This is a genomic window from Streptomyces lacrimifluminis (assembly GCF_014646095.1).
Classification (GTDB): Bacteria; Actinomycetota; Actinomycetes; order Streptomycetales; family Streptomycetaceae; genus Streptomyces; species Streptomyces lacrimifluminis.
This window is the reverse complement of record NZ_BMMU01000068.1, coordinates 1-11,018: the sequence shown is the minus strand read 5'-3', so window position 1 is coordinate 11,018 and position 11,018 is coordinate 1. Positions and strand designations below refer to the sequence as shown.

Annotated in this window: 12 protein-coding genes and 2 pseudogenes; 5 read left to right on the top strand and 9 right to left on the bottom strand. The window is 68.3% G+C overall.

The window, feature by feature from the left end; genetic code table 11:
- Positions 1-129 precede the first annotated feature (129 nt).
- Together IEY89_RS39300 and IEY89_RS39295 are read left to right on the top strand one after the other, a co-directional pair.
- Complete coding sequence (locus tag IEY89_RS39300) at positions 130-300, top strand: hypothetical protein (RefSeq protein WP_044472719.1); 171 nt, start codon at positions 130-132, stop codon at positions 298-300.
- A gap of 1,053 nt (positions 301-1,353) precedes the next feature.
- Entirely contained in the window at positions 1,354-1,692 is a 339-nt protein-coding gene (locus IEY89_RS39295) for a MerR family transcriptional regulator (RefSeq protein ID WP_189152323.1), read from the top strand.
- A gap of 339 nt (positions 1,693-2,031) precedes the next feature.
- Here IEY89_RS39295 and IEY89_RS42165 read toward each other — a convergent pair whose 3' ends face one another.
- From IEY89_RS42165 to IEY89_RS39280, 3 genes are all read right to left on the bottom strand, one after another.
- Entirely contained in the window at positions 2,032-2,271 is a 240-nt protein-coding gene (locus tag IEY89_RS42165) for a hypothetical protein (protein ID WP_373287349.1), read from the bottom strand.
- Between the two features lie 94 nt (positions 2,272-2,365).
- Positions 2,366-2,530, bottom strand: a complete 165-nt coding sequence (locus IEY89_RS39285; RefSeq protein WP_189152322.1) for a hypothetical protein — start codon at positions 2,528-2,530, stop codon at positions 2,366-2,368.
- A 51-nt stretch (positions 2,531-2,581) separates the two neighbouring features.
- Positions 2,582-3,460, bottom strand: a complete 879-nt coding sequence (locus IEY89_RS39280) for a LysR family transcriptional regulator (RefSeq protein ID WP_189152321.1) — start codon at positions 3,458-3,460, stop codon at positions 2,582-2,584.
- Between the two features lie 87 nt (positions 3,461-3,547).
- On the opposite strand from IEY89_RS39280, the gene IEY89_RS39275 reads away from it, so the two are divergent.
- Both IEY89_RS39275 and IEY89_RS39270 read left to right on the top strand, forming a co-directional pair.
- Positions 3,548-4,273: an SDR family oxidoreductase gene (locus tag IEY89_RS39275; protein ID WP_189152320.1), complete on the top strand. Its 726-nt coding sequence runs from the start codon at positions 3,548-3,550 to the stop codon at positions 4,271-4,273.
- A gap of 625 nt (positions 4,274-4,898) precedes the next feature.
- Positions 4,899-6,470: a hypothetical protein gene (locus tag IEY89_RS39270; protein ID WP_189152319.1), complete on the top strand. Its 1,572-nt coding sequence runs from the start codon at positions 4,899-4,901 to the stop codon at positions 6,468-6,470.
- Between the two features lie 15 nt (positions 6,471-6,485).
- Here the strand turns inward: IEY89_RS39270 and IEY89_RS39265 are convergent.
- A pseudogene (locus IEY89_RS39265) lies at positions 6,486-6,644 on the bottom strand (DUF397 domain-containing protein); the annotation flags it as partial.
- 38 nt (positions 6,645-6,682) lie between these two features.
- Here IEY89_RS39265 and IEY89_RS41360 point away from each other — a divergent pair.
- Positions 6,683-6,790, top strand: a pseudogene (locus IEY89_RS41360) (helix-turn-helix domain-containing protein); the annotation flags it as partial.
- Between the two features lie 227 nt (positions 6,791-7,017).
- On the opposite strand, the gene IEY89_RS39260 reads toward IEY89_RS41360, so the two are convergent.
- The 5 genes from IEY89_RS39260 to IEY89_RS39240 all read right to left on the bottom strand — a co-directional run bounded on the left by IEY89_RS39260 (position 7,018) and on the right by IEY89_RS39240 (position 10,964).
- Positions 7,018-8,214, bottom strand: coding sequence for a DMT family transporter (locus tag IEY89_RS39260; RefSeq protein ID WP_189152317.1), 1,197 nt, complete (start codon positions 8,212-8,214; stop codon positions 7,018-7,020).
- 340 nt (positions 8,215-8,554) lie between these two features.
- Positions 8,555-9,034, bottom strand: coding sequence for a hypothetical protein (locus IEY89_RS39255; RefSeq protein WP_189152316.1), 480 nt, complete (start codon positions 9,032-9,034; stop codon positions 8,555-8,557).
- A 136-nt stretch (positions 9,035-9,170) separates the two neighbouring features.
- Positions 9,171-9,458 (bottom strand): hypothetical protein, encoded by a 288-nt coding sequence (locus tag IEY89_RS39250; RefSeq protein WP_189152315.1) that lies wholly within the window; start codon positions 9,456-9,458, stop codon positions 9,171-9,173.
- A 64-nt stretch (positions 9,459-9,522) separates the two neighbouring features.
- Positions 9,523-10,494 (bottom strand): SMP-30/gluconolactonase/LRE family protein, encoded by a 972-nt coding sequence (locus tag IEY89_RS39245; RefSeq protein WP_189152314.1) that lies wholly within the window; start codon positions 10,492-10,494, stop codon positions 9,523-9,525.
- A gap of 128 nt (positions 10,495-10,622) precedes the next feature.
- Positions 10,623-10,964, bottom strand: coding sequence for an MmyB family transcriptional regulator (locus tag IEY89_RS39240; protein WP_308437488.1), 342 nt, complete (start codon positions 10,962-10,964; stop codon positions 10,623-10,625).
- Between the last annotated feature and the right edge of the window lie 54 nt (positions 10,965-11,018).

The following is an 11,018-nucleotide window of genomic DNA, read 5'->3' as shown; positions in this document are numbered from 1 at the left end:
CAAACCAACGAGCGGACAAGCCACCAGTCACATGATCAACAGCTTTTGTTAGAGCCAGTAAGAAACAGATAAATTCTCGCGTGTACGGAGATCACGTCGGGGCAGACGGCGGGACGGAGGTAGATAACTATGGTTCCCCTGATACTGGTTCTGCTGCTCGCCCTGATCCTCTTCGGCGCCGGGTTCGCCCTCAAGGCCCTGTGGTGGATCGCCGTGATCGTCCTGGTGATCTGGCTGGTCGGATTCCTAGCCCGCTCCACCGGAGCAGGCGGCAAGCGAGGCCGCTGGTACCGCTGGTAGAACGCGTTCACGGAACGCCACATGCGGGTGGGGGTGCACTGATCATCAGTGCACCCCCACCCGCATGTCCGGGTATCTCTCACGTTCTGTACCCACGGCTGGTTGTCTCGCCGGTCTCTGTGCGGGCACGCATCCGGTCAGGTCCGGGGCCGGTACCTGCGCCGGCAAGGGAACCCTGGCAGCTTCAACGGGACCTGGCCCCGGGGCCGGAGTGTCGGGCAGCATCCGTGACACTCCATGGCGATCCGGGTTGGCCGTCACGCTCGGAGGAGACAGTGATGGCGCCTTGATCCTGCCCCCACCGCTTATCTCGCTGTCGAGTGCGCGGAAATCTGTGTTGGCTGGAGTAGACATTCGGTGGTGGGTCTGGTTATGGTTTCTCTCGTAGCCCAGAGGAACAGCAGGGCCTGGCAGACACGAACTGCCGGGCGGCAGTAGAGCAGTTGTCGTTCGTTGGACGGTGCGGCGGTGGAGTTTCGAAGCCAGGTTTGTTGCAGGACGGCGACGGGACTGGCGGCCGGACCGGGTGGCCCGCAGTGATCAGGGGCCGCCGTGAGCAGTACGCGTGTAAGTGCAGTTCGTGGTACTCAGCAGTGAAGTCGGTGAGTGGTACCTCGGTGAAGGCGTCGGCTGCGGGCGCGCGCACCGGGAGGTTCGGCAGTGGGGTTCCAAGCCAGAGCAGACGCAGGACGGGCGACGGGACTGGCTGCCGGAGAGTGGCGCTGCCACAGGTCACTGAGCAGTTCGTATCACCAGCAGTACGCAGTCCCCGCAGTGGGTAAGTGATTGGTCCCAGAGGGAAGAACGGAGGAGCCAGGCACCATCAGGATCGCCCGGGTGGACGTCTTGAACCCGGGTACCGCAGGACATCGATAGTGAGGTGGTCTCCGGTCGAGCAACCGCGATCCCAGCACACCCGACAGCATTCCGGTCGGGTCTGCGGAAACAGAAGGCCGGCGCATTAACCAGGGCCGGCAGATGGTGTAGCAGTTCCTTCGGGGCCCTGGTGCCAATGGCACCAGGGCCCCTCCACGTGTTCCACAGAGAGGTGAGATGACAGCGGACGACTCCTACAACCGTCTTGATGACGACGACTACCCCGCCTACACCATGGGCCGGGCCGCCGAACTGCTCGGCACCACCCAAGGCTTCCTGCGCGCCATCGGCGAAGCCCGCCTCATCACCCCGCTGCGCTCCGCGGGCGGACACCGCCGCTACTCCCGCTACCAGCTGCGCATCGCAGCCCGAGCCCGCGAACTCGTCGACCACGGGACCCCCATCGACGCCGCCTGCCGCATCGTCATCCTCGAAGACCAGCTCGAACAAGCCCGCCGCATCAACGCCGAATACCGCCGCACAGCCGAATCAGCGAACCTGGAGGCCGCGGCCTGAGTGCCCGTTGCAAGGCGTCGCTGCGTGTTGGTCAGCGCGGGATTCGAGTTGCGCAAATCCCGGGTGGTGGTGGATCGGGCGGGCCGAATACGCGGTGGCAGCTGATTTGCCGCGCCCCCGCAGCCGGTTAGGCCGCTCGCTGTCCCGGATCCCGATGCCGGGCGGCTGTCTGATTGGGCCGACAGGAGGGACCAGAGTGACCTCTTGGCGGGGTTGCCGACCGACAACGCCAAGATGATCAGTCGTGTGGGGCCTCGCGCGAGATCGACCGTCAGATTCTGCGAGAACTTCAGCAGGTGATTCGCCCGGTAGTAAGGGTGATCGCGGCGGCCCAGGTGATCAGCGATTCAGCTCCAGGACTGGGGCGGGGGAGCGCGGCCAGCGCTGACCGAGTCCCTCGGTGCCCTCATTCGTGCCAGTTGATAGGCCCGCCCATCCGATGTCACGGACCTCGATCACTCCGGCGTGCAGCAGGTACTGGATCCAGTACCTTCGTCCGAAGGCCTCCCGGACCTCCTCCACGGAACCCGGGTCACGCACATCGGGCCAGGCCCGCGGATCCATCCGCGCGACCTCCACGAGCGCATCACCTTCCCGGCGGGCACGCACCGGTTATCGGCGTAGATGTCCGAGACCCCCAAGGTGGCGGGCCCAGGGTGCCCTGAACGCCCGATCAGCAGACGTCGTCGGGTGTGATCGCCTCGCGTCGGGCCGTCTGGGCGACCCGTTCGAGCAGCCTGCGCAGTGGGCGCGCTTCCGTCTCGTGGAGGTCGGTCAGCCGTTGGGGGCTTCCACTCGCCGAGGCGCTTGCGGGTGAGGGCGGTGGCGCCGTCCGCATGACAGCTTCTCGGCGATGGCGAACAGACGCATCAGGCGAGCGGGTCGGCGTTCAGCGCGTGGGCGCAGCTGGTGGCCTGTTGCGAAGCTCGGCTGCGGCTCGGGCCAGCGCGGCGAGGGCCGATGAGTGGTGGCCGGATGGCCACGCGAGCACGGTTGTGACGTCCGGGGCGTCGACGACGGGCACCGCGACATGGTCGGGCCACTGCCAGGCGCGGCTGGAGGCAGGGATGACGAGCAGGGTCTTGCCGAGCGCGACGAGCTGAGCGAGCTGCGACTGGGTGTGCACCTCTGGCCCGGGGCCGTCGGGGTAGGAGCCGTCGAGCCGGGGCCACCGGGCGATGGGAAGGTCAGGCACGTTGCCGACGTCCGCGAGGGTGAGCCGGGGACGTGCGGCGAGCGGGTGCCCCGACGGGAGGAGGGCGACTTGGCCTTCGGTGCAGAGGTCTTCGGTATCGAACCCGGCCAGGTCGTCGACCGGCCGGTGCATGAGGGCCACGTCCGCGCGCCCGCTGCGCAGGTACCGTGCCTGCTCACCGACCTCGCAAAGGACGACTTCGACCGGTGCCGTATCGGTGTCGGCTGCCGACGAGGCGAGGAGCCGTTGCAGCAGCTCGTGTGATGCGCCGGATTTCGCCACCAGTACGAGCGGCCGCTGGAGGTCCGCTGCCCGCCGGGTCCGGCGCGCGGCAGCCGCGACCGCATCGAGGGACATCCGGGATTCGCGCAGCAACACCCCGCCGGCGCCGGTGAGGGCCACCCCGCGTCGGTCCCGGTCCAGAAGCTGGACGCCGAGCCGACGTTCGAGCTGCCGGATGGCGCGCGACAGCGGCGGCTGCGCGATCCCGAGCCGCTGGGCCGCGCGCCCGAAGTGCAGCTCCTCGGCGACCGCAACGAAGTACCGCAGCTCACGGGTCTCCAGGTCGCCCATGTGCGTAGCCTATCCACCTTGTGATACCCGCCGGGTATCACAAGGTACTTGATCGATATTGGACGAAACGGACGCCCCGCGCTGAGCATGTGCAGCGTGAACACCTCCAAGACAGCGCTGGTCACCGGCGCGAACAAGGGAATCGGCTTCGCCATCGCTCAGGGCCTTGGAACCCTCGGCTTCACCGTCGCCGTGGGGGCGCGTGACGACGCCCGACGCAAGGAGGCCGTGGAGCGCTTGCATGCCGCAGGCATAGATACGTTCGGAGTCGCCCTCGATGTCACCTCCGAAGCCAGTGTCGCCGCAGCGGCGGCGAGCATCGAGAAGCAAGCCGGGCGCCTCGACGTCCTCGTCAACAACGCTGGAATCTCCGGCCGGTTCGAGGACGGGGCGCAGGACCCCATGACCCTCGACCTCAACGTCCTGCGCACAGTCCTGGAGACGAACGTGTTCGGGGTCGTACGGGTGACGAACGCGATGCTTCCGCTGCTCGGCCGTGCCGCCTCGCCCCGGATCGTCAACATGTCCAGCAACATGGGCTCGCTGACGCTGCAGACCGGCCCGGTCATGGCCGCCTACGCACCCTCCAAGTCAATGCTCAACAGCGTCACAGCACAGTACGCCCGCCGATTCGCTGACACGAACATCATCGTGAACGTGGCATGCCCCGGGTACGTCGCAACCGACTTCACCGGATTCGCCGGGGAACGAACACCCGAGCAGGGCGCCGCGATCGCCCTTCGCCTCGCCACCCTGCCCGATGACGGCCCCCGAGGCGGCTTCTTCGACGACAAGGGAACCGTCGCCTGGTAACTCCGCGCGCGCGAGACCGACGAGTTGGCAATAGGCGCGCCACGCACCCGCCAGGAACTGGGGTGGACCCCACACCGACCTGCTCACCATGATCGGCGATCCCCGCCTGAGAGAGCTGGCGACCCGCGAACAGCGCACGCGTTCCGCGCGAGCCCACCCACGTTTTCACAACCCGCTCCCGAACCTCACCACTTGACGGCGCCCACAAACGGCCGGGTGCACGAGACATGACTCGTGCACCCGGCCATTGTCATCCTCCGAGCAGAAACGGCCTGACCGCCCACATGACTGACGGCACCCGCCACAAACTCCTGTGCCACTTGATGTAACCGGCCCGCCGCCTGCTGAGGGACCGGCTGAAGTTGGTGCTGGGGACACGCCCTACGAGCTGAGCGAGTACGTACCCGGCGGCACCCACCAGTACTCCGACCCGTCGGGAGCGTCCCGCCGCATCCCGAGGCACTCGGAGCCTCCTTCTTGCGCAGCACGCTCATCAAGCGACGACCGGTCGAATCCACCACACGCGCCCCACAGCGTCCGTGGGGAATTTCCCCGCCGGACCCCTCCTGTTGGCCAGGTCTGGCTACCTTCGCCTCGCCCGGTCCGGTACAGGAGAGGTACGTCCATGAGCACGCCGATCCACCGCACCTCGACACGGCAGTCCGCAGCGGTCCTGACGCCGGCCCGGCACCGTGAGGGAGGGAGCCGGACCGGGAGTACGTCCGAACGCTCGCCGGAGCGCGCCTTCCTGGAGATGCAGTCCCGCGCCGGCAACCGGGCCACGGCTGCGGCGGTGCAGCGCGTCCGGGACACCGAGAGAGGGAAGGCGGCGGCGGACGGCGACGCGTCCCCCGGAGCGAAGAAGAAGAACTACCGAGACCGGATCGCCGCGCTCCTCGACAGGTTCAAGAAGAATCTCGAACCCATCGACACCTTCATCAAGGGCTTCCAGACCCCCACCAACGCGGCCTTAACCCAGCAGGCCGCCGTCGCGGCCAACGAGGGACTCAAGCACTCCGCCGCCGCCTCGGGGACCTCCGCAGCGTCGGGCAACCTCCTCACGGAGGCCGCCGGCACCGTGGTCAGTGGCATGGACGCGTACAAGAACATGAAGGACGCCAAGAAGCACGAAACCGGGGCCGACCACCACACGGCGAAGAAGAAGGCCAAGACCAAGGGGGCCGACACGGTTGTCAGCGCCGCCAGTTCGGGAAGCTACAGCGCCGCCATCGCCAAGGAGGTGACCAAGATCCAGAAGGCGGCGGACGCCGCGGTGGCATCCGAGGCGAGCGGTATCGCCAGCGCTTCCATCGGCGCGATCAAGGGCATGCGGTCCGCCTTCCGCATCGGGGGAGCAGCCAACAAGTACAAGCAGGTCAAAAAGCTGGGAGATCCCCACCTCGTCCAGGCGGGGTCACTGGCACGGCTGAACGAGTCGCACGAGCAGGCCGGCTGGGCCGCAGCGGAGGCTTACGTCGCGCTGGACACCTACTGGAAGCACGAGGGCCCGGGACAGCTGGAGCTCGTTTCCGAGGCCATCGACGCCGCCTGGGAGGCGATGGGTGAAGCCCGTGACGCCGCCGAGAACCTCCAGCACGCCGAAAACGACGTGGAAAAGCTGAGCAGGGTGCAGCAGTACGCGAAGAAGAAGCAGCTCACCAAGATTGGCAAGGAGACAGCGGGCGGTGGGGGCGAGTCCGTCAAGGCCGCAGCCGGCGTCGTGACGGCGGTCGCGGCGGGAACAGTCGGACTGGCGAGCAACCCGGTCGGATGGGGCCTCGCCGGGGCCGGGGCCGGTCTCGTCCTCGGCGTCACCATGTACAAGGCGCTCCGCGCCGCCACGAAGCGCTACGAAGAGGTCCACCACCCCGAGCGCTGGGCGCCGCAGGGCGAGACCCCGGCGGAGGCCGCCTCCCGCACGGAGTCGCTGAAGCACGCGATGAAGTTCTGGAAGAAGGTGTCGAAGGGTGAGCGTCAGGCCATGGCGCGCGAGATCTATGCCCTGGCGGCGGGCCCCGACATCTCCGGGAACACCACGGCCGAGATGCGGGAGTCCGCCAGGTCCCTGCTCATCGCCCTCAAATGCGGCCCCGCCAAGCACAAGCTGGAGCCGGACGCGTGGGCCGAGACCCTCAACGACCCGGCGAAGACCTCCGGTTGGATCGCGGAGATAGCGGAGCAGCTGGCCTCGGGGTGACCTGGAGCGGGCCGGCTACCGGGGTGTCGACAGGGCGGATACGAACGGCACCCAGGCCTCACGGCTCAGCGCCAGCCGGGGGCCTTCGGCATTCTTGGAGTCGCGGACGTGCAGGACGGCGGGGGCCGTGGCTGTCTCGACGCAGCCGTCCACTTCAGAGCCGCTGCTGTAACCGCTTTTACGCCAGAGGAGCCCACACCTCCCGCTTCACTGTGATCGGCAACCACCTCGCCCAGCACCCGCAGCTGTCGGCGCTCGCGATCGGGCTTGGCGTCCGCATCCCGCTGGCCACGGGTGCCCGCGTCGACATCAAGACGCTTGGGAAACCTTTAGGAGTCCTTGCAGAAAGATCTTGTTGTGGCACGGCGGAGGTGGAAGTGATTCCGCCTTTGTGGGGGCGACCCGTGGTACCGCGGAAGCCGTGGGAGATCAGTGACGACCTGTGGGCCGTGATCGAGCCGCCGTTGCCGATTGGTCGATGCCCGTCGACGGCCTCCAAACGGCTACAGCAGGTGGGGCCCGGCGGCCCCGTACGGTACTTGAGCGGTCACCGTCGTCGTGTCGGGACCGTCAGGGACACGGTGGGATCGTCGATGAACGGCTCCTCCACCAGCGTGGGCCGCGGTTTGCGCATGTACAGGGTGTCGAACGCCCCGGCGCCGTGATAGGTGAGCGTGACCGTCGGGTTCTCGGTGTACGCCGCCCAGTCCAGCCGGGGGTCCCGCCTGGCCCTGCGACGGACCGTCAGATGCTGTGCCACGGGCGTTGGCTGCGGGAAGTGCGGGGGATAGACCGGCTGCGGTATCGCCGCACCGTGTTCGTCCGGTGTCGGCGCGAGCTGTTCCCCGCCGCTGGTCACCACAACCGTGACGCCGACGATGATCAGCAGCAGTCCGGGGATCGTCGCGATCGCGATGTTCTGGCCCATGAACCACCAGGCGGCGAGCGCGGCCACCGGGGTTTCCAGCAGGAGCAGGACGCTCATCGTCGTCGCCGATGTTCTGCCGAGAACGAAGTTGAGCGAGCCGAGCCCCAGGATCTGCGGGAGGAGCAGCAGTCCGAGCAGCGACAACTGGGTGGACCTGTCGAAGCCGGTCAACGGGATGTCGGCCAGCAAGCAGACGGCGAGGAGTTCCATGCCGCAGACCAGCGAGGTGAACGTCGTGTAGAACGGTGTGCTCACGTCCGCGCGCGACTTCTCGCTCAGGGCCGTGTATCCGGCCTGGGCGATGGCCCCGACCAGGGCGAGAAGGTCGCCGAGGAGTGCCGTACCGCCGGACTTGATGTCGAGCCCGGCAGCCGCGGCGGCTCCCACCACCGAGAGCGAGAGTCCCGCCCAGGTCCTGCGGGAGTTCTTGGCGCCCTGGCCTGCGGCGATGAGGGCCTGCCAGACGGGCTGGGTGGCCACGAGGGCGGTGGACATGGCGACCGAGGTGAGCCGGGTGCTCGTCATGAAGGCCGCGAAGTGCAGGGCGAGTGCGGTGGCCGCGAGGAAGCCGAAGACCAGGGGCCGCCACTGTTCGCGGCGCAGGAGTGCGCGTTCACCGCGTACGACGCGCACCACCTCGCGGCGGCGCAGAAGCAGGAGGAGCGGTCCGAGTACGGCGAAGCCCAGGCAGTTGCGCCAGAACGCCATGGCGAGCGGCGAGGCCGTGGCGGCGGCGGTGAGGGGGGCGGTGGCCGAGATGGAGACGACGGTGACCGTCATCGCCGCGATGGTCAGCGGATCGAACCTGGATTTCATGCGCGCGTACCGCCGGCCGTACGGGTACCGCTGTCCGCGGATACCGGTGCTCGGCAGTTGTCCACTGGCTGTCCCATGCTGATCATCTGGTACGCGGTTCCTGTGCCGTGGGGAATGAAGGAGAGGGGAGAACGGTGGGGGGAAGGAAAGGAGGAGAGCGGCGCCGGTGAGCGGGGGTGTGGTGGAGCTCGTAGCTCTGGTGTCACTGCACTCGCGGTGGGGCCTTACTGCCTTCCGCCGAGGTGTGACGAGCCCAGTTGATCGGCCGGTACCGGAACCGGGCAACCCACTCGGGGCCGACATGCCCAGCAGGACAAGGACCTTGCCCGCCAGGGCCAGTTCAGCCGAGGCCACTGAACCGCACGGCCCGTACCAGCGTCCGGGCCCGCGGATCCACGTCACCGTCGCGCGGGGACATGTCCCCTGTCGCGGTGCAGTCGACGACAGGGATTTCTGGGCTTCTACGAGGCACGACGTCACCTGTTGGGTGGGCGACCAGGGTCCGGGGCGCCGATTTCTTGTTCTTCGGTGCGCTCACGGTGCCGAGGGTCGGCGGCCGGCCAACTCCTCGGCGCGGGAGCGCGTCCACTGCTGCTGACGTGGCCGACCGGCCGGCGCTGCCGCGGCGGTACTCGAGCCGGTCCGGCTTGTCGAGGCCAGGGAGGCAGCCGTGCCCGAGCGCGCTGAGGAAGCTGTCCGCGTCTGTGACTCCGGGGTTGCGCACGCGCGCCTCCGTCACGGCTTCGGCGGCGCCCAGGGCGCGTTCGCCGCAGACGGCGAGGTCACCAAGGTCAACGACCCGCGCGGCCAGTCCCGCCACAGCCAGTCCGCCAACCGTCTCTTGCAGAACGGCGTCGACACGATGGGCTCCGGCGCGGACGGCACCGGCGGACGACGTATGGCTGGGACGCCCGTTGACAACGCAACCCCCGCCAATCCGTCGACGGTGCCGACACCTACCGCTCCTGCTGCCTCACGGACTCGCGCACGACAGCCTGTTGATGCCCCGCCGCGAAGATCAGTGGCTGGACTGGCGCAGCCTTCCTGCTCCCACGTACGGGCGCGCCCGAGATGACTCGGTCGCTTGGCACCCGCCGCTCGGCACGAGCGTTGATCTTGTGGACCAGGGCGACCAGCAGCTCGACCAGGGCGTCGGTGATCTCCGCCTGCCTCGACCAGCACAGTGCCGCGAGCAGCGTGATCCGCACTTCCGCGCTCGTGTCGCGGAAGTCCGAGGGGTACATCTTGATCGCCCGCGCCCGCCAGCATCCGTCAGGCCGGGCTGCTGTATTCGTCTCGGGCAGGGTCCTACCGGTGGCCACGCAGACGTGCGCGCAGGAGATTGGGGTCGGTGGCCGTGGCGTAGGCGGCGCTGAGTACGTACACGTCGTGACCGCGCAACGCGACGGAGGTGGGGTTCTGAAGTCCGTCGGTGGAGTCCAGAACGGTCGTGACCGTGCCGTCGGGCCGGATGCGTACGACGGTGTTGGGGGCATTGAGGGTGGCGAGGATCTCGTCTCCGCGGCCGGTGAAGGCGAAGTCGTCGATGCCGGCCATGCCCGATGCCTTGATCCGCAGGGCTCCCGCTCGGTTTCCGGCACGAATCGGAATGCGCAGGACGGTGCCCTGGTCCAGGTTGGTCACCCACAGCGCGCCGCCGTGCACCTTCGCGCCGTTTGCTCCGAGGAAGCCTGTCGAGGCGAGTTCGGGAGCGGTGGACCATGCACGGGGTGTGCCGCCGGTGACGGGGACGGTCCATACGGTTCCGAGCACCGAGTCGGTGATGTAGAGCTGTTCGCTGCGCTCGTCCAGTGCGAGCCCGTTGGGCAGGCCGGCGGCGGGCAGTGCGGCGATGCGCTGCGGCGCCTGGCCGGGGCGGATCCTCCACAACCCCGTCAGGTCGGCTGTGCCGGTCGCGTACAGCACATACAGGGTGCCGTCCGAGGTGTGGACGATGCCGGTGGCCAGAGGGAAGCCGAGGACCGGTGTGTTGGTGCCGCCGTCGGCGGGTGCGGGCAGCGTCGCCAGGACGCGGGTGGTACCTCGGGGGGTGACCTGGGCCACCTGTCGACTGGCGGCGAAGGTGACGGCGGACGTGCCGTCGGGCAGCAGGGTGATGTTCTCCGGCATCTGCCCGGCGGACAGGTCGAAGTGGGTGGCGACCCGGACATCCGTCAGTGGTCCTCCGGTGGATGTCGCGTTGGCGGGCACAGCCGCTGTGAGGGTGGCCGCGGCCACCACAACTGCCGACATGATCAGTTCAATGCGTCGCTTGGACATGGTTCCTTCGCTGTTTTCGGGCATGCGGCGGCCGCGGTGCGGTGCCGTGGGCGAGAGGTGCTTCGGGGGTGGCCGTGATCGTGCTGCCGACCGGCGGGAGCGGGAGCGTCCGGTGATCGGGGCTCAGGTCACGGCGTGCGAGTTACGGCGCGGGGGCGCGGCCGGGTCGATTCCTGCGGTGCGGTGGTGTGGGCGAGCAGGGTCAGGGCTGAGGCGGACGGTGAGCCCGGGGCGGCCGTAGCCACCACCAGGGACGGTCCCGATCCTTGTGGGCTCTGCAGTGTCTGTTGGGTGACCGCGAGTGTCCCGACCAGCGGGTGGCGCATTTCGTAGTCGGCGACATCGCAGGCCAGGATTCGGTGATCGGCCCACATCGTGGCGAACTCCGGGCTGCGCATGCTCAGTTCACCAATCAGTCCGGCAAGCAGTGGGTCGTCGGGGAAGCGGCCGGCCGTAACAGTCCCTAACAAAGCCGTTGGACGTGGCGGTGAGTGATCAGGCAGACGGCGAGTCCGAGGAACGCT